The 22,437-nt window shown below is 60.1% G+C and carries 14 protein-coding genes and 2 tRNA genes; 11 read left to right on the top strand and 5 right to left on the bottom strand.

The window, feature by feature from the left end; all coding sequences use genetic code 11:
• The first annotated feature begins 74 nt into the window (after positions 1-74).
• The 4 genes from recC to recD all read left to right on the top strand — a co-directional run bounded on the left by recC (position 75) and on the right by recD (position 11,881).
• Complete coding sequence (gene recC, locus MYY08_RS03850) at positions 75-3,464, top strand: exodeoxyribonuclease V subunit gamma (RefSeq protein ID WP_190296170.1); 3,390 nt, start codon at positions 75-77, stop codon at positions 3,462-3,464.
• Between the two features lie 133 nt (positions 3,465-3,597).
• Positions 3,598-6,489 (top strand): pitrilysin, encoded by a 2,892-nt coding sequence (ptrA, locus tag MYY08_RS03845; protein ID WP_288013298.1) that lies wholly within the window; start codon positions 3,598-3,600, stop codon positions 6,487-6,489.
• A complete protein-coding gene (gene recB, locus MYY08_RS03840) occupies positions 6,486-10,028 on the top strand; it encodes an exodeoxyribonuclease V subunit beta (RefSeq protein ID WP_288013296.1) in 3,543 nt (1,180 codons plus the stop codon). The genes ptrA and recB overlap by 4 nt, the downstream gene beginning before the upstream one ends.
• Entirely contained in the window at positions 10,025-11,881 is a 1,857-nt protein-coding gene (recD, locus tag MYY08_RS03835) for an exodeoxyribonuclease V subunit alpha (RefSeq protein ID WP_288013293.1), read from the top strand. Before recB ends, recD begins: the two co-directional genes overlap by 4 nt.
• Positions 11,882-11,959: 78 nt before the next feature.
• Here recD and argA read toward each other — a convergent pair whose 3' ends face one another.
• A complete protein-coding gene (gene argA, locus MYY08_RS03830; RefSeq protein ID WP_169712906.1) occupies positions 11,960-13,306 on the bottom strand; it encodes an amino-acid N-acetyltransferase in 1,347 nt (448 codons plus the stop codon).
• A gap of 335 nt (positions 13,307-13,641) precedes the next feature.
• On the opposite strand from argA, the gene amiC reads away from it, so the two are divergent.
• Positions 13,642-14,886: an N-acetylmuramoyl-L-alanine amidase AmiC gene (gene amiC / locus MYY08_RS03825; RefSeq protein WP_038624412.1), complete on the top strand. Its 1,245-nt coding sequence runs from the start codon at positions 13,642-13,644 to the stop codon at positions 14,884-14,886.
• Between the two features lie 90 nt (positions 14,887-14,976).
• On the opposite strand, the gene MYY08_RS03820 is transcribed toward amiC, so the two are convergent.
• Positions 14,977-15,053 (bottom strand) — tRNA-Met (locus MYY08_RS03820).
• 44 nt (positions 15,054-15,097) lie between these two features.
• Positions 15,098-15,174 (bottom strand) — tRNA-Met (locus tag MYY08_RS03815).
• A 202-nt stretch (positions 15,175-15,376) separates the two neighbouring features.
• Between MYY08_RS03815 and mltA the strand changes: the two genes are divergently transcribed.
• Positions 15,377-16,528 (top strand): murein transglycosylase A, encoded by a 1,152-nt coding sequence (gene mltA, locus MYY08_RS03810; protein WP_038624413.1) that lies wholly within the window; start codon positions 15,377-15,379, stop codon positions 16,526-16,528.
• Positions 16,529-16,584: 56 nt separating this feature from the next.
• Positions 16,585-17,388, top strand: a complete 804-nt coding sequence (gene tcdA / locus MYY08_RS03805) for a tRNA cyclic N6-threonylcarbamoyladenosine(37) synthase TcdA (protein WP_038624414.1) — start codon at positions 16,585-16,587, stop codon at positions 17,386-17,388.
• Here tcdA and csdE read toward each other — a convergent pair.
• Both csdE and csdA read right to left on the bottom strand, forming a co-directional pair.
• Positions 17,351-17,815, bottom strand: coding sequence for a cysteine desulfurase sulfur acceptor subunit CsdE (gene csdE, locus MYY08_RS03800; protein ID WP_038624415.1), 465 nt, complete (start codon positions 17,813-17,815; stop codon positions 17,351-17,353). The two genes, tcdA and csdE, sit on opposite strands and share 38 nt — an antisense overlap.
• 5 nt (positions 17,816-17,820) lie before the next feature.
• Positions 17,821-19,026 carry a cysteine desulfurase CsdA gene (gene csdA / locus MYY08_RS03795; RefSeq protein ID WP_288013282.1) on the bottom strand — a complete coding sequence of 402 codons (1,206 nt, stop codon included), beginning with the start codon at positions 19,024-19,026 and terminating at the stop codon, positions 17,821-17,823.
• A gap of 217 nt (positions 19,027-19,243) precedes the next feature.
• On the opposite strand from csdA, the gene MYY08_RS03790 reads away from it, so the two are divergent.
• From MYY08_RS03790 to rlmM, 4 genes are all read left to right on the top strand, one after another.
• The gene (locus MYY08_RS03790; RefSeq protein ID WP_038624417.1) at positions 19,244-19,468 is read left to right on the top strand and encodes a YgdI/YgdR family lipoprotein; all 225 of its coding nucleotides are present in this window, start codon (positions 19,244-19,246) and stop codon (positions 19,466-19,468) included.
• 342 nt (positions 19,469-19,810) lie between these two features.
• Positions 19,811-20,728 carry a glycine cleavage system transcriptional regulator GcvA gene (gene gcvA / locus MYY08_RS03785; RefSeq protein WP_038624419.1) on the top strand — a complete coding sequence of 306 codons (918 nt, stop codon included), beginning with the start codon at positions 19,811-19,813 and terminating at the stop codon, positions 20,726-20,728.
• A 54-nt stretch (positions 20,729-20,782) separates the two neighbouring features.
• Complete coding sequence (locus MYY08_RS03780) at positions 20,783-21,178, top strand: DUF423 domain-containing protein (RefSeq protein WP_038624421.1); 396 nt, start codon at positions 20,783-20,785, stop codon at positions 21,176-21,178.
• Positions 21,171-22,271, top strand: coding sequence for a 23S rRNA (cytidine(2498)-2'-O)-methyltransferase RlmM (gene rlmM, locus MYY08_RS03775; RefSeq protein WP_288013277.1), 1,101 nt, complete (start codon positions 21,171-21,173; stop codon positions 22,269-22,271). The genes MYY08_RS03780 and rlmM overlap by 8 nt, the downstream gene beginning before the upstream one ends.
• Positions 22,272-22,437 lie beyond the last annotated feature (166 nt).

The following is a 22,437-nucleotide window of genomic DNA, read 5'->3' as shown; positions in this document are numbered from 1 at the left end:
GGTTGCATTAGCCGATTTAAGGGGTAGAGTGTCCCCGCGCTGACGCGCAGTAGCAGCACTGAACAGGAGCCACTATGTTTACGGTTTATCACTCCAACCAGCTCGATATCCTCAAATCGCTGGCGGCGTATCTGATTGAAAACGAACCGTTACGCGATCCTTTCCAGTCTGAAGTGGTGCTGGTGCAAAGCCCTGGCATGGCGCAGTGGCTGCAAATGCAGCTGGCGCAGCAGTTCGGCATCGCCGCCAATATCGCCTTTCCGCTGCCCGCCACCTTTATTTGGGATATGTTCGTGCGCGTGCTGCCCGGCATTCCCAAAGAAAGCGCCTTTAATAAATCCAGCATGAGCTGGAAGCTGATGACGCTACTGCCGAACCTGCTGCGCGAAGAGGCGTTTCGCCCGTTGCAGCACTATCTCAACGACGACGACGATAAGCGCAAGCTGTTTCAGCTCGCCTCGCGCGTCGCCGATCTTTATGACCAGTATCTGGTCTACCGCCCTGAATGGCTCAACAGCTGGCAGCAGGGCAAAACCATCGACGGACTGGGCGAAGCGCAGCAGTGGCAGGCGCCGCTCTGGGCCAGGCTGGTGGAATATACGCGCGAGCTGGGGCAGCCGGAGTGGCATCGCGCCAATCTCTACGCCCGCTTTATTCAAAAGCTGGAAAACAGCGCCGAGCGTCCGGCGGGGCTGCCCGATCGCGTCTTTATCTGCGGCATATCGGCGCTGCCGCCGGTCTACCTGCAGGCGCTGCAGGCGCTGGGCAAGCATATCGACATTCATCTGCTGTTCACTAATCCCTGCCGCCACTACTGGGGCGACATTCAGGACTACGCTTTTCTGGCGAAGCTGCAAAGTCGCCGCCGTCGCCACCATCAGCAGCAGCAGGAGATCGCGCTGTTCCGCGATCCGGATGAGGCTTCTTCCCTGTTTAACGACGAGGGCGAACAGCAGCTGACCAATCCGCTGCTCGCCTCCTGGGGCAAGCTGGGACGCGACAATCTCTATCTGCTGGCGCAGATGGAGGCGCGCGAAATCGACGCGTTTGTCGAGGTGCCGGACGACACGCTGCTGCGGGCGATGCAGCACGATCTGCTGGAGCTGGAGGATAACGCGGTAATCGGCCTGAACGCCGAAGAGCTGAACAGCAGCCATAAGAAACGCCTGCTCGATCCGCAGGATCGTTCCGTGGTGGTGCATGTCTGCCACAGTCCTCAGCGTGAAGTGGAGGTGTTGCAGGATCAGCTGCTGGCGATGATGGAGGCGGACCCGTCGCTGACGCCGCGCGATATTATCGTGATGGTGGCCGATATCGACGCCTACACACCCTATATTCAGGCGGTATTTGGCAATGCGCCTACGGATCGTTATCTGCCGTTCGCCATTTCAGATCGCCGCGCCAGCTTCGCCCATCCGGCGATCATGGCCTTTATCAACTTACTGGGCCTGCCGGAAAGCCGCTTCGCCTGCGAAGAGGTGCTGGCGCTGCTGGAGGTGCCGGCGCTGGCGGCACGCTTCGCCATTGATGAAGAAGGGTTGCGCCGCCTGCGGATGTGGGTCGAGGAGTCGGGCATCCGCTGGGGGCTGGATGACGATAATGTGCGCGAGCTGGAGCTGCCGCCGACCGGCCAGCACACCTGGCGCTTCGGTATTACTCGCATGCTGCTTGGCTATGCGATGGAGAGCGAACATGGCCACTGGGACGGCATCCTGCCTTACGATGAATCCAGCGGTCTGATCGCCGAGCTGGCGGGCAACCTGGCGGAGCTGCTGATGCAGCTTAACCACTGGCGTCAGGTACTGGCGCGACCGCGCGCGCTGACCGACTGGCAGCCGCTGTGTCGGGAGATGTTACAGGCGTTTTTCGCCGCCGACGTAAATACCGACGCCGCGCTGATGCTGATTGAAGAACAGTGGCAGCAGGTGATGACCTGGGGTTTGCAGGCGCGTTACGACGACGCGGTGCCGGCGGCGTTGCTGCGCGATGAGCTGGCCGCCCGCCTGGATCAGCAGCGCATCAGCCAGCGTTTTCTGGCGGGGCCGGTCAACTTCTGCACCCTGATGCCGATGCGCTCGGTGCCGTTCCGCGTGGTCTGCCTGCTGGGTATGAACGACGGCGTTTACCCGCGTACGCTGCCGCCGCTGGGCTTCGATCTGATGGCGCAGCAGCCGCAAAAAGGGGACCGCAGCCGCCGCGACGATGACCGTTTTCTGTTTCTTGAGGCGTTGCTGTCGGCGCAGCAGCGTCTTTATATCAGCTATATTGGCCGCTCGATTCAGGACAATACGGAACGATATCCCTCGGTGCTGGTCACTGAACTGGTGGATTACATCGCGCAACGTTTTCATCTGCCCGGCGACGAAGCGTTGGACGTCGACAGCAGCGCCCGGCGCGTGTTGGATCATCTGCACTGTCTGCACAGCCGGATGCCTTTTGATCCGCAGAACTTCGCGCCGCAGTCGGAATATCGCAGCTTCGCCCATGAGTGGCTGCCTGCGGCGCGCGGCAGCGGCGAGCCGCATCCGCCGTTTATGCAGCCGTTGCCGCCGTTGCCGCTCAACGAACTGAGCTTTGAACAGCTGCTGCGCTTCTGGCGTCATCCGGTGCGCGCGTTTTTTACGCTGCGCCTCGGCGTCAGTTTCGCGCTGGAGCAGACGGAGCTGCCGGACGCCGAACCTTTCGTGCTGGACGCGCTTGACCGTTATCAGATCAACGCGCAGCTACTGAACGCACTGATTGAGGAAGAAGACACCCAGCGGCTGTTCCATCATCATCGCGCGGCGGGCGTACTGCCCTACGGCGCCTTCGGCGAGCTGTTCTGGCAAACGCAGCAGGAAGAGATGGCGCCGCTGGCGGAGCAGGTTCGGGAGCTGCGCGACGAGAGCCGCAGCGTAGAGATCGACCTGACGATCGCGGACGTCAGGCTCAACGGCTGGCTGCCGCAGGTGCAGGAAAGCGGGCTGCTGCGCTGGCGGCCAGGCGTGCTGAACTTCACCGATGGCCTGGCGCTCTGGCTGGAGCATCTCGCCTGGTGCGCCATGGGCGGTCAGGGGCAGAGCCGCATGCTGGGACGCAAAGAGAGCCGCTGGTGCTTCGACGCGATCGACGCGGAGCAGGCGCGAAGCTGGCTAACCCGTTATGTTGAAGGCTATCGTGACGGCATGTGCTCGCCGCTGCTGCTGCTGCCGAAAACCGGCGGCGCCTGGCTGGAGGCGAGCTACGACGCCAAAAACGATATCATGCTGATGGATGAGGCGACCCAGGCGAAAGCGCGCGCGAAGCTGCTCACCGCCTGGCAAGGGAACTATCAGCTGGAGGGAGAAGGGAGCGATCCCTATCTGCAGCGGCTGTTCCGCACGCTGGAGGCGACGCATCTTGACGCTATCTGCTCCGCCGCCGAGCAGTGGCTGCTGCCGCTGCTGCGCTTTAACCGCGGCGATACGCAGAAAAACGACGAATAGCGTGGCGTAACCAGAGGAAGGGAAGCGATCGCCACGCCGGTAATATCGCCACATTATCTGTTAATTTTCGCCAGTTGCTTTAGCCAGCGGACACAGTGTTGGAAAAGGAAAGGATAAAACTCAAGGGGTATGCATGCGAAAGTACGCTGTCTGGACAGCCAGTTTATTACTGCTTTTCACCGTTTTTAATCAAGCCGCCCGCGCGGATCAGGGTTGGCAGCCCATCGAACAGACCATCAATAAAAGCGATAAGGATCCCCGTCAGTATCAGGCCATCCGGCTGGATAACGCGATGACGGTATTGCTGGTTTCCGATCCGCAGGCAACAAAATCGCTGGCCGCGCTGACGCTGCCGATTGGTTCGCTGGACGATCCCAACCAGCAGCTGGGGCTGGCCCATTACCTTGAGCATATGGTGCTGATGGGATCGAAGCGCTATCCGCAGCCCGACAATCTGGCCGAGTTCCTGAAAAAGCACGGAGGCAGCCATAACGCCAGCACCGCTTCCTACCGCACGGCCTACTATCTGGAGGTGGAGAACGATGCGCTGGCGCCGGCGGTCGATCGTCTGGCGGACGCGATAGCGGAGCCGTTGCTCGATCCGGTCAATGCCGATCGCGAACGGCATGCGGTCAATGCTGAAATGACCATGGCGCGTTCGCGCGACGGTCACCGCATGGCGCAGGTGGGGGCGGAAACGCTGAACCCCGCACATCCGGCCGCGCGCTTTTCCGGCGGCAATCTGGAGACGCTGCGCGACAAGCCGGGCAGCAAGCTGCACGATGCGTTACGCGCTTTTTATCAGCAGCACTACTCCGCCAATCTGATGAAGGCGGTGATTTACAGCAACAAGCCGCTGCCTGAGCTGGCGGCTATTGCGGCGCAGACCTTTGGCCGCGTACAAAACCGCGACGCCAGCGTGCCGACCATCGACGTGCCGGTAGTAACCGACCAGCAGAAAGGGATCATTATCCACTACGTGCCGGCGCAGCCGCGCAAGCAGCTGAGGATCGAGTTTCGCATTGATAACAACAGCGATCGCTTCCGCAGCAAAACCGACACTCTGATCGGCTATTTAATCAGTAACCGCAGCAAGGATACGCTCTCTGACTGGCTGCAAAGTCAGGGGCTGGCTGACTCCGTCGATGCGGGCGCCGATCCGGCGATCGTGCGCAACGGCGGCGTCTTCGCCATCAACGTATCGCTGACGGACAAAGGGCTGGCGCAGCGCGATCGGGTCGTCGCGGCGATTTTCAGCTATCTCGATATGCTGCGTCAGAAGGGCATCGACAAGCGCTATTTCGATGAAATGGCCCATGTGCTGAACCTGGATTACCGCTACCCCTCGATTACACGCAATATGGACTATATCGAATGGCTGGTGGACACCATGCTGCGCGTGCCGGTGGAGCATACGCTGGATGCGCCTTATCTCGCCGACCGCTACGATCCGGCAGAGATTCGCGCACGTCTTGACGGCATGTCGCCGCAGAACGCCCGTATCTGGTATATCAGCCCGAAAGAGCCGCATAACAAAACCGCTTACTTCGTCGACGCGCCTTACCAGGTAGATAAAATCGACGCTGATTTGTATAAGCGCTGGCAGCAGAGCGCGGCGGAGATCGCGCTGGCGCTGCCGACGCTTAACCCTTACATTCCCGATGACTTCAGCCTGATTCCGGCGGCCGATAAAGCGGCGACGCATCCGCAGCAGCTGGTGAACGAGCCGGGGCTGCGCGTGTTCTACATGCCGAGCCACTATTACGCCACCGAGCCGAAAGCCAATATTACGCTGGCGCTGCGCAACAAGGCGGCGATGAACAGCGCGCGCAATCAGGTGCTGTTCGCCCTGAACGACTATCTGGCGGGCGTGGCGCTGGACGAGCTGAGTTCGCAGGCGTCGGTGGGCGGCATCAGCTTCTCCACCAGCGAAAATGACGGCGTGTCAATCTCCGCCAGCGGTTTTACCCAGCATCTGCCTAAACTGCTGACCACGTTGCTGCATGGCTACGCCAGCTACACCCCGACGGAAGATCTGCTGGCGCAGGCGAAATCCTGGTATAACGAGCGCCTGGACGCGGCGGAGAAGGGCAAAGCCTTCGAGCAGGCGATCCAGCCGGTGCAGATGCTGTCGCAGCTTCCTTATACCGAGCGCAGCGAGCGGCGTAAACTGCTGGCATCCATCACGCCGCAGGAGCTGATCGACTACCGTCGCATGCTGCTGGAGCGGGCGACGCCGGAGATACTGGTAGTAGGCAATATGACGCCGCAGGCGGTAGAATCGCTGGCGCGTGCGGTAAAACAGCAGCTGAACTGCCAGGGCGAAAGCTGGTGGCACAGCGAATATGTCACCATCAAAACGCCGCTGCGCGCCAACCTGCAGAAAGCGGGCAGCAGCAGCGATTCGGCGCTGGCGGCGGTTTACGTGCCGACCGGCTATAGCGAATACCAGGGCATTGCCAACGGCATGCTGCTGAGCCAGATTATTCAGCCGTGGTTCTATAACCAACTGCGTACGCAGGAGCAGCTTGGCTACGCCGTGTTCACCTTCCAGATCCCGGTAGGCCGTCAGTGGGGCATCGGCTTCCTGCTGCAAAGCAACAGCAAGCAGCCTGCGTTGCTGCTGAAGCGCTACGAAGCCTTCTATCCTGAGGCGGAGCGTCGCCTGCGCGCCATGAGCCAGCAGGATTTCGCCCAGTATCAGGCTGCGTTGATCGGTGAATTGCAGCAGCGTCCGCAAACGCTGGATGAAGAGGCGGGACGCTACAGCAAAGATTTCGACCGGGAAAATTACGCGTTTGATACGCGCGACAAGGTCATTGAACAAATTAAAACGCTGACGCCGCAAAGCCTGGCGGACTATTTCCACCGGGCGGTGATTGCTAAACAGGGTATGGCGATGCTGTCGCAGATTTCCGGCGGCCAGCATGGTAAAGCTGACTACGCATCGCCGCAAGGCTGGAAAACCTGGCCGAACGTCAGCAGCCTGCAGCAGTCGCTGCCGGTGACAAGCGAGAAAAAATGAGTGAAAACAATCCGCAGCGGCTCGATCCGCTAACGTTGCCGCTCCAGGGGGAGCGGCTTATCGAGGCGTCCGCGGGAACCGGCAAAACCTTTACTATCGGCATACTCTATCTGAGGCTGTTGCTCGGCCTTGGGCAGCGTCATGCCTTTCATCGACCGCTTTCGGTAGAAGAGATTCTGGTCGTCACCTTTACCGAAGCGGCGACCGCCGAGCTGCGCGGGCGCATACGACAGAATATTCATGAGCTGCGGCTGGCCTGCGTGCGCGGCAGCAGCGGCAATCCGGTGTTGACGGCGCTGTTGCAAGAGATCCCGGACCCCGCCGACGCTGCGGCGCTGCTGCTGGCGGCTGAACGTCAGATGGATGAGGCGGCGATCTTCACCATTCACGGTTTCTGTCAGCGCATGCTCAATCTCAACGCCTTTGAATCCGGCATGCTGTTTGAACAGCAGCTGATTGAGGATGAGTCGGCGCTGCGCCGTCAGGCCGCCGCCGATTTCTGGCGTCGCCACTGCTATCCGCTGCCGCTGACCATTGCGAGAGTTATCGCGCAGGAGTGGACCGGGCCGGAACAGCTGCTCTCAACGCTGACGCCCTGGCTGCATGGCGAGTCCCCGGCGCTGAAGTATGCGCCCGACGGCGAAGAGACGCTGGCGCAGCGCCATGAGAAAATCATCGCGCGCATTGACGCGCTAAAGGCGCAGTGGCGCGCCGCCGCGCCTGAACTGCGCGAACTGATTGAAAAATCGGGCGTGGATAAGCGCAGCTACAGCAGTAAGCACTTACCTAACTGGCTGGACAGTATTGCGGTCTGGGTAGCGGAAGAAACGCAGGGCTATACGGTGCCGAAGGACCTGGCGCGCTTTCGTCAGAGCGTGCTGCTGGAGAAAACCAAAAAGGGCGAACCGCCGCGTCATGCGCTGTTCGACGCCGTCGACGCTTTCCTGGCCGAACCGCTGTCGCTGCGCGATTTGGTGATCGCCCGCGCGCTGGAAGAGATTCGCCTGGCGACGCGCCGTGAGAAAAAGCTGCGCGCGCTGCTGGGCTTTGACGATCTGCTCAGCCGTCTCGACGAGGCGCTGCATCAGCCTGGCGGCGAGATGCTCGCCGAAGCGATCCGCGCACGCTATCCGGTGGCGCTGATCGATGAATTCCAGGACACCGATCCGCAGCAGTACCGCATTTTCCGCCGTCTCTACGTAGGGCAGCCGGAGAACGCGCTGCTGCTGATTGGCGATCCCAAGCAGGCGATTTACGCCTTTCGCGGCGCGGATATTTTCACCTATATGCGCGCGCGTGGTGAAGTCAGCGCTCACTATACGCTGGACACTAACTGGCGTTCGTCGCCAGCGATGGTCGCCAGCGTTAACCAGCTCTTTTCCCGGCTGGATAACCCGTTTCTCTTTAACCAAATTCCCTTTATCAAGGTGAACGCTGCGCCGCCCAACGAAACGCGCGCTTTTCATCTTGATGGCGCTGCGCAGCCGGCGCTGCGTTTCTGGCTACAGCCTGGCGAAGGCGTTGGGGTAAGTGAGTACCAGCAATGGATGGCGAACCAGTGCGCCGCGGAGATCCTGCACTGGCTACAGGCCGGACTGCGTGGAGAGGCGCGGGTGGGCAAAGAGGGCGATATGCGCCCGGTGAGCGCCGCCGATATCACCGTGCTGGTGCGCAGCCGCAACGAGGCGGCAGTAATACGCGAGGCGCTCAACGCGCTTAATATCCCTTCGGTTTATCTCTCCAACCGCGACAGCGTATTTACTACGCCGGAGGCGCGCGAACTGCTCTGGCTGTTGCAGGCGGTGCTGGCGCCGGAACTGGAGCGCACGCTGCGCAGCGCGCTGGCGACCAGTATTCTTGGTCTGGACGCCGCCACCATCGACGCCATGAGCCAGGATGAAGATCGCTGGGACGCGCTGGTAGATGAATTCGCCGCCTATCGTCAGCGCTGGCAGCAGCGCGGCGTGCTGCCGATGCTGCGCGAACTGATGAAGCAACGCCATATCGCTGAAAACCTGCTGGCGTCGGAGAGCGGCGAGCGGCGGCTGACCGATCTGTTGCATCTTGGCGAACTGTTGCAGGAGGCGGCCGCGCAGCTCGACAGCGAACATGCGCTGGTGCGCTGGCTGGCGCAGCAGGTCGCCCAGCCCAATCATCAGGCCGCCAGCCAGCAGCTGCGTCTGGAGAGCGATCGCCATCTGGTGCAGATCGTTACGATTCATAAATCGAAAGGGCTGGAGTATCCACTGGTGTGGCTGCCGTTTGCGGCGAACTACCGCGAGGCGGCGCAGGGGCTTTATCACGACAGGGAAACCTTTCAGGCGCTGCTGGATCTCAGCGACGATGAGGAGAGCCTGGCGCTGGCGGAGCAGGAGCGTCTGGCGGAAGACCTGCGTCTGCTTTACGTCGCCCTGACTCGTTCCGTTTATCATTGCAGCATCGGCATCGCGCCGCTGATCAAGGGCAACCGCAAGAAAGAGGGCAACAGCGACCTGCATAAAAGCGCGGTTGGCTATCTGATCCAGCGCGGCGAGGCGATGAACGCCAGCGGTTTGCAGGAGGCGCTGCACGGTTTATGCAACGAGGCGGTGGACGTGGCGACGCCGGAGGGAACAGCGGAAGGACGCTGGCAGCCGGAAGGCGAACGGATGCCGGAACTGGCAAGCCCGGCGATCTCCCGTCCCTTACAGGATAACTGGCGCGTCACCAGCTACACCGGCCTGCAACAGCACGGCCCGTCGGTGGCGCTCGATCTGACGCCGCGCTTTGATATCGACGCCGCTGGCGAGACGGCTGAGGTCGCTACGCCCGCGCTGACGCCGCATACCTTTCCGCGCGGCGCCTCGCCGGGCACCTTCCTGCACGGCCTGTTTGAAACGCTCGATTTCAGCCAGCCGCCGGATGAGGCGTGGCTGGCGGAACAATTGCAGCTGGCGGGCTTCGGCGATCAGTGGCTGCCGATGCTCGTTGACTGGCTCAGCCGCGTGCTGCAAACGCCGCTGCATCAGAACGGCGTAAGCCTGGCGCAGCTGATGCCGGGGCAATACCTTGTGGAGCTGGAATTTTATCTGCCGATGCACCAGTTGCTGACCGCACCGGCGCTCGATGCGGTGATGCGCCGACACGATCCGCTGTCGGCGCGCGCGCCGGAGCTGAATTTCCAGCAGGTGCAGGGGATGCTCAAAGGCTTTATCGACCTCGTTTTCTGCTGGCAGGGCAAATATTATCTGCTGGATTATAAGTCGAACTGGCTGGGCGAAGAGAGCAGCGCCTATACGCCGCAGGCGATGGCGGAGGCGATGATCGGTCACCGCTACGATTTGCAGTATCAGCTTTATACGCTGGCGCTGCATCGCTATTTGCGGCATCGTGTAGCGGACTACGATTACGAGCGTCACTTCGGCGGCGTGTTCTATCTGTTTTTACGTGGGATGGACGGCAGCGCCAGCGAAAACGGCGTGTTTCATCACCGTCCCTCCATCGATTTTGTCAGGGCGCTGGATAGCCTGTTTACCGGAGACCAGGTGGAATCGAAATGAGAAAAATGAGCGAGTTGCTGCGCGAAGCGGTAGAAAAACGTCTGATACGGCCGCTGGATTTGCAGTTCGCCCATATGCTGGCGGACGATGAACAACCGGCGCTGATGCTGGCGGCGGCCTGCGTCAGCGCCGAAGCGGGAGAGGGGCATGTCTGCCTTCCGCTCGACCATTTTCATGACGGTCAGCTGTTTGATGGCCGACAGCCGGAGCTGGCATCGGAGATCTGGCAGGCGGCGGGGCAGCCGAAAGAGTGGCAGCGTCTGCTGTTGCAGAGCCATGCGGTCAGCGACGGCTCGAAGCCGACGCCGCTGGTCGTGGCGCAGCAGCGGCTTTATCTGCATCGCATGTGGCGCGGCGAAGGCAGCGTGGCGCGCTTTATCGCCGCCGAGCAGCCCGCGCCCGCCTTTGACGACGCCGATCTGCAGCGCGTGCTAAACGAGCTGTTCGGCGATCGCCCCGACGACTGGCAGAAGATCGCCGCCGCCGTCGCCATCACTCGCCATATCTCCGTCATTTCCGGCGGGCCGGGCACCGGTAAAACCACCACCGTCGCGAAGCTGCTGGCGGCGCTGATTCGCCTGTCGCGCCAGAAGATGCGCATCCGGCTGGCGGCACCGACCGGCAAAGCGGCGGCGCGTCTGACGGAGTCGCTGGGCAAGGCGTTACAGGCGCTGACGCTAAGCGAGGAGGAGCGCGCCGCGTTCCCGGAGGAGGCGACCACGCTGCACCGTCTGCTGGGCGCGCAGCCCAACAGCCAGCGTCTGCGTTACCATGCCGGCAACCCGCTGCATCTTGACGTGCTGGTCGTGGATGAGGCGTCGATGGTCGATCTGCCGATGATGTCGAACCTGATCGCCGCGCTGCCGCCGCACGCGCGGGTGATTTTTCTCGGCGATCGCGATCAGCTCGCCTCGGTGGAGGCGGGCGCGGTGCTGGGCGATATTTGCCGCTGCGCCGAAGCGGGTTACAGCGTGGCGCGCGCCATGCAGCTGCGGCAGCTGACGGGCTGCCAGCTGGACGGCGCGGACGGCGAGGGGATGCCTGACGTGCGCGACAGCATCTGCCTGCTGCGCAAAAGCTACCGTTTCGACGCGCGATCCGGCATCGGCCAGCTGGCGCAGGCGGTGAACGCTGGCGACGCGCAGGCGGCGGAAAAAGTATTCCGCGCCGGGTTTGACGATATCTGCCGCAGCGAACTGAGCAGCGCAGAGCACTATCAGCAACTGCTGGAGCAGGGCGTGGCGGGCTATGACGACTATCTGACGCTGCTGCAACGCGATGCGGCGCCGGATGAAGTGCTGGCCGCTTTCGCCCGCTACCGTCTGCTGTGCGCGCTGCGCGAAGGGCCGTTCGGCGTGGCGGGGCTGAATGAGCGCATCGAACGCCTGCTGTTAAAACAGCGGCGCATTCGTCGACCGCTGGCGCAGAGCCGCTGGTATATTGGCCGACCGGTGATGATCGCGCGTAACGACAGCGCGCTGGGGTTATTCAACGGCGATATCGGCGTGGCGATGAACGACGTTGGCGGCGCGCTGAAAGTCTTTTTCCCACTGCCGGACGGTTCAATTAAAGCGGTGCAGCCAAGCCGCCTGCCGCCGCACGATACCGCCTGGGCGATGACGGTGCATAAATCTCAGGGGTCGGAGTTTAATCATACCGCGCTGGTGCTGCCTAATCACTACCTGCCGGTACTGACGCGCGAGCTGGTCTATACCGCCATCACACGCGCGCGGCGTCAGTTGACGCTCTATACCGACCGGCAAATTTTCGCCCGCGCGGTGGCGGTGCGCACGCTGCGCCGCAGCGGTCTGGTAGAGCGCTTAAGCGCGCCGCACAAGGAGATCTTTCTCTGACCGCCGCGTCGCCTGCTTTTGCGTTTATCCGCAATAAAAAGCCCGGCCAACGCCGGGCTTTTTATTTTCTGTCGCTCGTTACGTCAGGTCAGCCATCAGCACCTTTGAACGACGCTGGTAGTTATACATTTGCTTTTTGCTTTCCGGCAGCAGCTCAATATCCACCGGCGTAAAGCCGCGCTCCTGGAACCAGTGAATGCTGCGCGTAGTCAACACAAACAGCTTTTTCAGCCCCAGCTGACGCGCCTGTAACGCGATGCGCTGTAACAACATCTCGCCGCGCGCCGAGCTGCGGTAGTCCGGGTGCACCGCCACGCACGCCATCTCGCCGATCTGCTCATCGGGGAAGGGATAGAGCGCCGCGCAGGCGATAGTCAGGTTGTCGCGCTCGATAATCGTGAACTTATCAATCTCCATCTCCAGCTGCTCGCGTGAGCGGCGCACCAGTATGCCCTGCTGCTCCAGCGGGCGGATAAGCTCCAGGATGCCGCCGATATCGTTAATGGTGGCGCGGCGGATCTGCTCTGCCGACTCCATCACGATCTGCGTGCCGATGCCGTCGCGCGAGAAGAGCTCCTGCAACAGCGCGCCATCTTCCTGATAGCTGATCAGGTGGCTGCGACGCACGCCGCTGCGGCACGCTTTTACCGCGCCGCGCAGAAAACGCACCGTGCCCGACAGGTAATCGCCGCGCTGTTCCAGCGTTTCAATGCGCGCCTGCGCATCGTTGGGGAACAGCTCGGAGATAATATTGCCGTCGTCGTCGGTTGCGCCCTGTTCGGAGCAGAAACCGATCATCTTCTCCGCCTTCAGCTTGATCGCCAGCTGGGTCGCCACCTCTTCCGAAGTGAGGTTAAAGCTTTCGCCGGTGACCGAGACCGCTACCGGGCCGATCAGCACGATGGCGTTATTGTCGAGCTGGCGGTGAATCGCTTCATCATCAATACGGCGAATGCGTCCGCTGTGGCAGTAGTCGACGCCGTCATCGACGCCCAGCGGCTGCGAAATAATAAAGTTGCCGCTGACCACATTAATATGCGCGCCCTGTAGCGGCGTATTGCTCAGGCTCATCGACAGGCGCGCGGTAATATCGAGCTGCAGGCGGCCCGCGGCCTGCTTCACCAGTTCCAGCGACTGCGCGTCGGTAACGCGCGTATGCTTATGGTACATCGGCTCCAGCTGATGCTCCGCCAGGCTGGCGTCGATCTGCGGCCGCGCGCCGTACACCACCACCAGCCGGATGCCGAGACTGTGCAGCAGCCCGATGTCGTTGACGATGCCGGAGAAGTTCTCATGCTCAATGGCTTCGCCGCCCAGCATGATGACAAAGGTTTTACCTCGGTGGGCATTGATATAGGGAACGGAATGACGAAAACCCTGAACCAGTGCGGTGCTACGTTCCTTCACGGCAAACCCTCTTTGCATGACTATTCGATTTTTTTGTATTTTTATTCTTTGCGGCGAAGAGTGCAAGTGGCTTTTACAGGCGGCTATCACCTTTTACAAACGGCTAATAAGGTTAACAGGCTGCATTTTATGGCTTTTTCCGGGTGACAGTGTAAAAGCGATTAGGTTAAAGTTTTCGCTTCATTTTTTATTGGCACTTTTTAGACATATACCCTAAATAATTCGAGTTGCAGGAAGGCGGCAGGGAAGCGAATCCCCACGAGCTTACTAACGTAAGTGACTGGGGTGAACGAGCGCAGCCAACGCACATGCAACGTGAAGTATGACGGGTATAACACAGTATCTGGAGCGGCATGTCCGAATCTAATCCCGTTATCAGCCGCCGTCGGCTGCTGCAGGGCGCCGGTGCGATGTGGTTGCTGAGCGTCAGTGGGGTAGGGCTGGCGGCCAGCAGCCATATTGTCGCGGTGCGCATCTGGCCTTCTTCCAGCTATTCCCGCCTGACTATCGAATCAAGCGTGGCGCTTAAATATAAACAGTTCGCCCTCAGCCATCCTGAGCGGGTGGTGATCGATATCGAGAATCTGCACCTGAACCGCGTGCTGAAAGGCGTGGGGCAGCTGGTGCAAAAAAACGACCCTTACATCAAAAGCGCGCGCGTCGGCCAGTTCGATCGTAATACCGTGCGTATTGTGCTGGAGCTGAAGCAGAACGTAGCGCCGCGCCTGTTTACCCTGGCGCCGGTCGCCGGTTTTAAGCACCGTCTGGTGGTCGATCTCTATTCGGCGCACGACACGCAGGACGATCCGCTGCTGGCGCTGCTGAAAGATTACAACCAGGGCGATCTGGAGCGCACCCAGCCGACGGAGGCGCCGCTGCCGGGCAAGGCGGGACGCGATCGGCCGATTGTGATCATGATCGATCCGGGGCATGGCGGGGAAGATCCCGGCGCGCACGGGCTGCATAAGACGCGCGAGAAAGATATCGTGCTGAAGATTGGTCGACGTCTGAAGGCGCTGATCGATAAAGAGCCCAACATGCGCGCTTATATGACGCGTAACGAGGATGTGTTTATTCCGCTGAAAGTGCGCGTGGCGAAGGCGCGCAAGCAGCGGGCCGATCTGTTTATTTCCATTCACGCCGACGCCTTTACCAGCCGCGCGGCGCGTGGCTCATCGGTGTTCGCCCTCTCGACCAAAGGCGCCACCTCGGCGGCGGCGCGCTTTCTCGCCCAGACGCAGAACGAATCGGATTTGATCGGCGGCGTCAGCAAGAGCGGCGATCGCTATCTCGACCATACCATGTTCGATATGGTGCAGAGCCGGACCATCAATGACAGCCTGAAGTTTGGCAAGGAAGTGCTGACCCGAATAGGAAAGATCAACCATCTGCATAAGCGCAGCGTGGATCAGGCGGGCTTTGCGGTGCTGAAGGCGCCCGATATTCCGTCGATTCTGGTTGAAACCGCTTTTATCAGCAATCCGACAGAGGAGCGTAAGCTGCGTACGGCGCGCTATCAGCAGCAGGTGGCCGAGGCGATTCTGAACGGCATCAAGGCCTATTTTTCAAAAGGGGCGGCGCTGGCGCCTCATAAGTAAGGCTGGCCGGGGAAGGGCGGTGACGTCTGACTCCGGCGCGTTTTACCAAACGCCAGATACAAAAAAACACCCTTGAGGGTGCTTTAATGTTGGTTGCGGGGGCCGGATTTGAACCGACGACCTTCGGGTTATGAGCCCGACGAGCTACCAGGCTGCTCCACCCCGCGTCCGGGTGTTGTCGCTTCCGTCACGACAAAGCTTCTTACTTAATTGGTTGCGGGAGCCGGATTTGAACCGACGACCTTCGGGTTATGAGCCCGACGAGCTACCAGGCTGCTCCATCCCGCGTCCGTGGAAGCGCACTATACTCTTACCGATTTATGATGCAACCCTTTTTTGAAAATTAGTGAGCTTTATTCCGGCTGTTGTTGAATATCGCTGCGTATTGCTGATTCCTTAAACAAAACGGCCGACTCTTTTTCTGGCAACGCATTTCATTCTCATTACCCCTTTGCTATCTTCCCCTGCAGGCAGCTGAGGTGAGAGTGTAATGAAAGGACGTTGGACAAAGTATTGGGTGACCGGCGCGCTGTTGGCGCTGCTGGCGGGATGTTCCTCTAAACCGACCGATCGCGGTCAACAATATAAAGACGGCAAGATCGATCAGCCTCTGACGCTGGTCAACCAGCCGAACGCCAAAGGGCGTCCGGTTAACGGCAAAGATTTCGGCGATCAGGTCAGCGAGATTCGCTTCGCCTCTTCTTCTTTATATGGCAGGCAAAGCAACACCTATAGCGCGATTGAGAACTGGCTGCTTGCCGGCGGCGATACGCGCCAGCTGCGCACCTTTGGTCTGGACGCGTATCAGATGGAAGGGGTGGACAACTACGGCAACGTGCAGTTTACCGGCTACTATACGCCGGTGATCCAGGCGCGCTATACGCGTCAGGGCGAGTTCCAGTATCCGCTCTACCGCATGCCGCCGCGCAGTAAAGGCCGCAAGCTGCCGAGCCGCGCGCAGATCTACAGCGGCGCACTGGACGACCGCTATGTCATCGGCTACAGCAACTCGCTGATGGATAACTTCATTATGGACGTGCAGGGCAGCGGCTATGTCGACTTCGGCGATGGCCGTCCGCTGATGTTTTTCGGCTATGGCGGTAAAAACGGCTGGGCTTACCACAGCGTCGGCAAAGAACTGATCGATCGCGGCGAAGTGAAGCGCGAAGATATGTCGATGCAGGCGATCCGCGAGTGGGCCGACAAGCACAGCCCGGCAGAAGTGCGCGAGCTGCTGGAGACCAACAACTCCTTCGTCTTCTTTAAGCCGGAAAATTTCACGCCGGTGCGCGGCGCCAGCGCGGTGCCGCTGATCGCCAAAGCGTCAGTAGCGGCGGACCGTTCGCTGATCCCGCCGGGCACCGTGCTGCTGGCGGAGGTGCCCTTGCTGAACCAGAAAGGCAAGTTCAGCGGCAAATATGAAATGCGCCTGATGGTGGCGCTGGACGTGGGCGGCGCGATTAAAGGCCAGCATTTCGATATCTATCAGGGCATCGGCCCGGAAGCGGGCCATATGGCAGGCTTCTTTAATCACTATGGCCGCGTCTGGGTGCTGCGCGCCGCGCCCGGCACCGGCGGCACGCTGTTCAGCAATGCGCAAAACGACCATAATGGTTCAATGCTGGTCAGCGCCAGCCGGTAAACTTCTCCGTCGCGGGCCGTTCTGGCCCGCTGTCGACACTCAACAAAGGTTATTGCATGAGAGTTCTCTCTGACGCCTGGCGGCAACGCTTTGGCGGTACGGCGCGTCTCTACGGTCAGGACGCATTACAGCTTTTTGCCGACGCGCATATCTGCGTGATCGGCATCGGCGGCGTCGGTTCCTGGGCGGCGGAAGCGCTGGCGCGCACCGGCATCGGCACGATAACGCTGATCGATATGGATGATGTCTGCATCACCAACACCAACCGGCAGATTCATGCGTTGCAGGGCAACGTCGGCAAGGCGAAAACCGAGGTGATGGCGGAACGCATTCTGGCGATCAACCCGGAATGCACGGTGAACTGCGTGGACGATTTTATTACGCCTGACAATACCGCCGAACTGATGGGCGCGGGCTACAGCTACGTTATCGATGCGATCGACAGCGTACGTCCGAAAGCGGCGCTGCTCGCCTGGTGCCGCCGCAATAAGATCCCGGTGGTGACTACCGGCGGCGCCGGCGGGCAGATCGATCCCAGCCAGATTCAGGTCGCCGACCTGGCGAAAACCATTCAGGATCCGCTGGCGGCGAAGCTGCGCGAGCGCCTGAAGCACGATTTCAACGTGGTGAAGAACAGTAAGGGCAAGCTGGGCATCGACTGCGTATTTTCTACCGAAGCGCTGGTCTATCCGCAGCCGGACGGCAGCGTCTGCGCCTCGCGCAGCACTGCGGAAGGCCCAAAACGGATGGACTGCGCCTCCGGTTTCGGCGCCGCCACCATGGTGACGGCCACCTTCGGTTTTATGGCGGTGTCGCACGTCCTTAAGAAGATGATGGCGAAGGCGGCGCGTCAGGGGTAGCCGCCGCGGTCCGCACCGCGCGGGCCAGCGCGTCCAGTCCGCTGCTGCGCGAGGCGCTAAGCTGTTCGCGCAGCCCCAACTCATCGAACAGCGCCAGCGGATCCTGCATCAACAGCTGCTGCGGCGGCTGCCGCTCTACGGCGGTCAACAGCACCGCCAGCAGCCCGCGCACGATGCGGCCTTCGCTGTCGCCGTAAAAATGCAGCGTGCCGTCAGCGAGCCGCTGATGGCCCAGCCAGACGCGGTTTTCACAGCCGCTCAGTTCAATCTCCGCGCTTTTTAACGCCTCCGGCAGCGGCGGTAGCTGTTTGCCCAGCAGGATCAGCTGGCGATAGCGTTCCTCCCAGCCATGGCAGGCGGCGAATTTCTCTTTCAGCGACGATACGGTAATCAGTTCGGCAAAGGGATGCGGGGCGATAAGCGTCATAGTGGTTACTCGGCCAGTAAAGTGATGGCGTTATGGATGGCGCGCACCAGCGCATCGACATCCTGTAACGTATTATAAGGCGCAAACGAGGCGCGCAGCGTGCCGCTGACGCCCAGCGCCGCCATTAGCGGCTGGGCGCAATGCTGACCGGCGCGCACCGCGACGCCGCTCTCTGCCAATATCGTCACGACGTCGCTGTGATGCACGCCGGCGATATCAAACGACAGCAGGCTTGACTCACCGCAGCGGAAGCTGCGAAAGCCGGGCACGCTTTGCAGCCGATCTTCCGCCAGCGACGCCAGGCTGCCGCTCCAGCGCTCGGCGGCCGTAATATCAACGCCCTCCAGCCACTCCAGCGCCGCGCTCAGGCCGATAACGCCCGCGACGTTCGGCGTGCCCGCCTCAAAGCGCCACGGAACCGGCTGCGGCGTAAAGCCGCTGAAATCGACCTGGGTCAACATTTTGCCGCCGCCCTGCCAGGGGGGCATCGCCTCCAGCAGCGCCGTCTTGCCGTACAGCGCGCCGATGCCCATTGGACCGTAGAGCTTATGGCCGGAGAAGGCGTAGAAATCAATATCCAGCGCCTGCACATCGGGTGGACAATGCACCACGCCCTGCGCGCCGTCGATCATCACTTTTGCGCCGACGGCGTGGGCGAGAGCGATCGCCTGCGCCAGATCGGGACAGCCGCCGGTAACGTTGGACATCTGCCCCAGCGCCAGCAGGCGCGTTTTTTCATTCAGCAGCACGGGCAACTGCGCCATATCCGGCAGCCGATCCGCGCCCAGCGGCCATTTCACCACGCGCGCGCCGGTCTGCTCCGCGACAATCAGCCACGGCACCAGGTTGGCGTGGTGTTCCGCCTCGCTCACCAGAATTTCATCGCCCGGCTGTAGCCGCGGACGCAGCGCGCTTTGCGCCACCAGGTTAATCGCTTCGGTCGTGCCGCGCGTCCAGATAATATTATGCGCATGCGGCGCGTTGAGCAGGCGAGCGACCTGCGAACGCGCCTGTTCGTAGCGCTCGGTCAGCTTACGCGCGGCAAGATACTGGCTGCGGTGGACGGTGCCGGCGCTCAGACTGTAGTAGTGCTGCGTCGCTTCGATCACCGCCTGCGGCTTAAGCGCGGTAGCGGCGCTGTCCAGGTAGACGCCCGCATCGGCCAGCGCCGGGAACTGCTGGCGAAACTGGGCGGGATTAAATAGGGTCATGCTGTTCTCGTTGCAATAATTGTGTGGCAATCCTGGCCTGGAGCAGGCTGAAAAGTCGCTAACCTTCTGGCGAAGCAGCAAAAACACGTTATGCTCAAAAGGCAAGGTGTAAACTGTTCACCGCCTGTCACGTCATGTCGGATACGGCTTTCACGGTATTCGCGCAGGCTGATTCAGACGGATGGTTTATCGCATTTAATCTGCAAGGAGATAAAAAATGAAAAAACTCGCCGCAGTACTGGCCGCCTGCGCCATGACGTTTACTTTAGCAGCCTGCTCCAGCAACTACGTGATGCACACCAATGACGGCCGCACCATTGTTGCCGATGGTAAGCCTATGGTAGACGAAGATACCGGTATGATCAGCTACAAAGATGCCTATGGCCATGAACAGCAGATCAACCGCTCTGACGTTAAAGAGATGGTGGAGATGGGGCAGTAATCGCAGGCAAAAAAAAGCACCGCAGTTTGCGGTGCTGTTAAAATCACTATGGACAGACAGGGTAAATCTACAGGAATAAACGGTAGCTGAGCTACCCGATCTGAAAAGCGTCAGATCAATTTGCAAACACAACATCACGACCACAAGCCAAAAGCCTTCTGAAATCAGCAGTTTCCCACCAATCCTGAAAACTTTTCGTTCCGGCTCAGGAAGTGCGGCAACTATAGGTATTTGCTGGAGCTTCCTCAACGGACAATTTATAATGGCTCGGATAAAAAAATCTAATACGTAACGCGCCGTTTACCGCTTGCGTCAAAGTGTTTCAGCCAAGACTTGGGAATCATGTCAAAACGTCTTCCACCCTTAAATGCGTTGCGCGTTTTTGATGCGGCAGCGCGCCATCTCAGCTTTACAAAAGCGGCTGAAGAGCTGTTTGTTACGCAGGCAGCCGTAAGCCATCAGATAAAATCTCTGGAAGATTTTCTGGGCCTTAAGCTGTTTCGGCGGCGTAATCGTTCGTTATTGTTGACCGAAGAAGGTCAAAGCTACTATCTGGATATTAAGGAGATTTTCTCCGCGCTCAACGACGCCACGCGCAAACTGCAGGCGCGCAGCGCCAAGGGCGCCTTGACCGTCAGTCTGCTGCCGAGCTTCGCCATTCAGTGGCTGGTGCCGCGTCTCTCCAGCTTTAACTCAGCTTATCCGGGCATTGATGTGCGTATCCAGGCGGTTGACCGCGAAGAGGAGAAGCTGGCCGACGATGTGGATGTGGCGATTTTCTACGGCCGCGGCAACTGGCCGGGGCTGCGAGTGGAAAAACTCTACGCCGAATATCTGCTGCCCGTCTGTTCGCCGCAGCTGCTGACTGGGGATAAGCCATTGAAAACGCCCGCCGATCTGGCGCATGTGACGCTTTTGCATGACGCGTCGCGCCGCGACTGGCAATCCTATACCCGTCAGCTAGGCTTGCAGCACATCAATGTGCAGCAGGGTCCGATTTTCAGCCACAGCGCCATGGTTTTGCAGGCGGCGATCCATGGGCAGGGCGTGGCGTTGGCTAACAACGTGATGGCGCAAAGCGAGATCGAGGCGGGCCGCCTGGTCTGTCCTTTTAATGACGTGTTAGTCAGTAAGAACGCTTTTTATCTGGTTTGTCATGACAGTCAGGCAGAACTGGGTAAAATAGCCGCCTTTCGACAGTGGATTCTGGCGAAAGCGGCAAGCGAGCAAGAGAAATTCCGCTTCCGCTACGCTAATTAACCTATTTATCCGCGACGGAGTGACCCGGCGCGTTATGTTAACGAGGATCGTTCGATGTCCAGTCGTGCAATGTTGATTTTTTCCGCCATCAGCGGCTTTTTCTTTGTCGCTTTCGGCGCATTTGGTGCGCACGTACTTAGTCAGTCTCTCGGCCCGACGGAGATGGCCTGGATTCATACCGGGCTCGATTATCAGGCCTGGCATACGCTGGCGATTATCGGCCTGGCCGCCGCAATGCTGCGTCGCGCCAATATCTGGTTTTACTGGAGCAGCGCGTTTCTGGCTTTGGGCGTGGTGCTGTTTAGCGGCAGCCTTTACTGTCTGGCGCTCTCCCATTTGAAAATGTGGGTTTTCGTAACGCCAGTGGGCGGCACCTGTTTCCTGATTGGTTGGGTTTTAATGTTAATTGGCGCGCTGCGTCTGAAGAGAAAGGCAGATCGCCATGAATAAAGTGTTGTTGTACTGCCGCTCCGGCTTTGAAAAAGAGTGCGCGGCGGAAATTACCGATAAAGCGGCGCAGCGCGGCGTGTATGGCTTCGCGCGGGTGAAAGAGAACGCCGGCTACGTGCTGTTTGAATGCTACGAAGCGACGGACGCCGACAAGCTGGCGCGCGAGCTGCCGTTCAGCGAGCTGATTTTTGCTCGTCAGATGGTGGTGGCAGGCGAGCTGCTGCGCGACCTGCCGCCTGAAGATCGCATTTCGCCGATTGCCGGCATGCTGAACGGCGTGGTGGAGAAGGGCGGCGAGCTGCGGGTGGAGGTGCCGGATACCAACGAAGCGAAAGAGCTGCTGAAATTCTGCCGTAAGTTTACCGTTCCATTGCGCGCGGCGCTGCGCCAGCAAAACAGCCTGCTGAATTATGAAAACGCGAAGCGGCCGGTGATTCACGTTTTCTTTATCGCTTCCGGCCACTGCTACGTGGGCTATTCTTATCCTGATAATAACTCGCCGTTTTTTATGGGCATTCCGCGCCTTAAATTCCCGGCCGACGCGCCCAGCCGCTCTACGCTAAAGCTGGAAGAGGCGTTTCACGTCTTTATTCCCGCCGACGAGTGGGATGAACGTCTGGCGAGCGGTATGTATGCGGTCGATCTGGGTGCCTGTCCCGGCGGCTGGACGTATCAGCTGGTGAAACGCAGCATGATGGTGCATGCGGTAGATAACGGCCCGATGGCGCCGAGCCTGATGGATACCGGACAGGTGATGCACCACCGTGAGGATGGCTTTAAATATCGCCCGACGCGCAGCAATATCAGCTGGCTGGTTTGCGATATGGTGGAAAAACCGGTGCGCGTCGCCAATCTGATGGCGGAATGGCTGATTAACGGCTGGTGTCGCGAAGCGATTTTCAACCTCAAGCTGCCGATGAAAAAGCGCTACGAAGAGGTTTCGCAGAACCTGACGATGATTCAGGAAAAGCTGCGTGAAAATGGCATTAACGCCCAGATTCAGGCGCGCCAGCTCTATCACGATCGCGAAGAAGTGACAGTGCATATTCGTCGCATCTGGGGTGCGGCGCCGGGCCGCCGCGACGAGCGTTAAGGAACAGTTTACGCTGGCGTGGCGGATAGCGGAGATGTAAAGCTGGCTGCCGAAGCCGAAGCCGAAGCCGAAGCCGAAGCCGAAGCCGAAGCCGAAGCCGAAGCCGAAGCCGAAGCCGAAGCCGAAGCCGAAGCCGAAGCCGAAGCCGAAGCCGAAGCCGAAGCCG

Source organism: Mixta sp., from assembly GCF_024610815.1.
GTDB lineage: Bacteria > Pseudomonadota > Gammaproteobacteria > Enterobacterales > Enterobacteriaceae > Mixta > Mixta calida.
This window is presented reverse-complemented; position numbering and strand designations above follow the sequence as displayed.

What these genes read in the sequence shown, in the direction of transcription:
- recC (WP_190296170.1), top strand. Translation starts at nt 75, where the DNA reads ATGTTTACGGTTTATCACTCCAACCAGCTCGATATCCTCAAATCGCTG.
- ptrA (WP_288013298.1), top strand. Translation starts at nt 3,598, where the DNA reads ATGCGAAAGTACGCTGTCTGGACAGCCAGTTTATTACTGCTTTTCACC.
- recB (WP_288013296.1), top strand. Translation starts at nt 6,486, where the DNA reads ATGAGTGAAAACAATCCGCAGCGGCTCGATCCGCTAACGTTGCCGCTC.
- recD (WP_288013293.1), top strand. Translation starts at nt 10,025, where the DNA reads ATGAGAAAAATGAGCGAGTTGCTGCGCGAAGCGGTAGAAAAACGTCTG.
- argA (WP_169712906.1), bottom strand. Translation starts at nt 13,306, where the DNA reads ATGCAAAGAGGGTTTGCCGTGAAGGAACGTAGCACCGCACTGGTTCAG.
- amiC (WP_038624412.1), top strand. Translation starts at nt 13,642, where the DNA reads ATGTCCGAATCTAATCCCGTTATCAGCCGCCGTCGGCTGCTGCAGGGC.
- mltA (WP_038624413.1), top strand. Translation starts at nt 15,377, where the DNA reads ATGAAAGGACGTTGGACAAAGTATTGGGTGACCGGCGCGCTGTTGGCG.
- tcdA (WP_038624414.1), top strand. Translation starts at nt 16,585, where the DNA reads ATGAGAGTTCTCTCTGACGCCTGGCGGCAACGCTTTGGCGGTACGGCG.
- csdE (WP_038624415.1), bottom strand. Translation starts at nt 17,815, where the DNA reads ATGACGCTTATCGCCCCGCATCCCTTTGCCGAACTGATTACCGTATCG.
- csdA (WP_288013282.1), bottom strand. Translation starts at nt 19,026, where the DNA reads ATGACCCTATTTAATCCCGCCCAGTTTCGCCAGCAGTTCCCGGCGCTG.
- MYY08_RS03790 (WP_038624417.1), top strand. Translation starts at nt 19,244, where the DNA reads ATGAAAAAACTCGCCGCAGTACTGGCCGCCTGCGCCATGACGTTTACT.
- gcvA (WP_038624419.1), top strand. Translation starts at nt 19,811, where the DNA reads ATGTCAAAACGTCTTCCACCCTTAAATGCGTTGCGCGTTTTTGATGCG.
- MYY08_RS03780 (WP_038624421.1), top strand. Translation starts at nt 20,783, where the DNA reads ATGTCCAGTCGTGCAATGTTGATTTTTTCCGCCATCAGCGGCTTTTTC.
- rlmM (WP_288013277.1), top strand. Translation starts at nt 21,171, where the DNA reads ATGAATAAAGTGTTGTTGTACTGCCGCTCCGGCTTTGAAAAAGAGTGC.